The organism is Micromonospora sp. CPCC 206061 (assembly GCF_036906915.1).
In the GTDB taxonomy this organism is placed as follows: Bacteria; Actinomycetota; Actinomycetes; order Mycobacteriales; family Micromonosporaceae; genus Phytohabitans.
In genome coordinates this window covers 1-615 of sequence record NZ_JBAKHX010000234.1, presented here as the reverse complement: position 1 = coordinate 615, position 615 = coordinate 1, and the positions used below count along the sequence as shown (strand labels likewise).

General features: G+C 66.0%; 1 protein-coding gene. It reads left to right on the top strand.

Annotated elements, in window-relative coordinates; translation table 11 throughout:
* On the top strand, positions 1–573 hold a 573-nt coding region (locus V6V89_RS41540), incomplete at its 5' end, for an IS256 family transposase (protein ID WP_334625248.1).
* Positions 574–615: the final 42 nt, after the last annotated feature.

The following is a 615-nucleotide window of genomic DNA, read 5'->3' as shown; positions in this document are numbered from 1 at the left end:
GAGCTGCGTAACCGTGGTGTCGCCGACGTGCTCATGGCCGTCTGCGACGGGCTGACCGGCCTGCCCGACGCGATCGGACAGGTCTGGCCCCAAACCGTCGTGCAGACCTGTGTGGTGCATCTGCTACGCAACTCGTTCCGCTACGCCGGCCGGCAGCACTGGGACGCGATCGCCAAGGCCCTCAAACCGGTTTACACCGCGCCGACCGAGGCCGCCGCCACGGAACGGTTCCTGGAGTTCGCCCAGGAATGGGGCGAGAGGTATCCGGCGATCGTGAAGCTGTGGGAGAACGCCTGGGCCGAGTTCGTGCCCTTCCTCGCGTTCAGCCCGGAGATCCGCCGGGTGATCTGCTCCACCAACGCCATCGAAAGCGTCAACGCCCGGATCCGCCGCGCGGTCCGCGCCCGCGGGCACTTCCCCAACGAGCAAGCAGCACTCAAGTGCGTCTACCTGGCCGTGATGGCTCTGGACCCGACCGGTCGGGGCACCAAACGATGGATCACCCGCTGGAAGCCCGCGCTGAACGCCTTCGACATCGCCTTCGACGGACGCCTGTCCGCCGGTCGCAAGTAGACAGTTAGCAAGATCCAGTTACACCGTTATCTTGACAGTCCC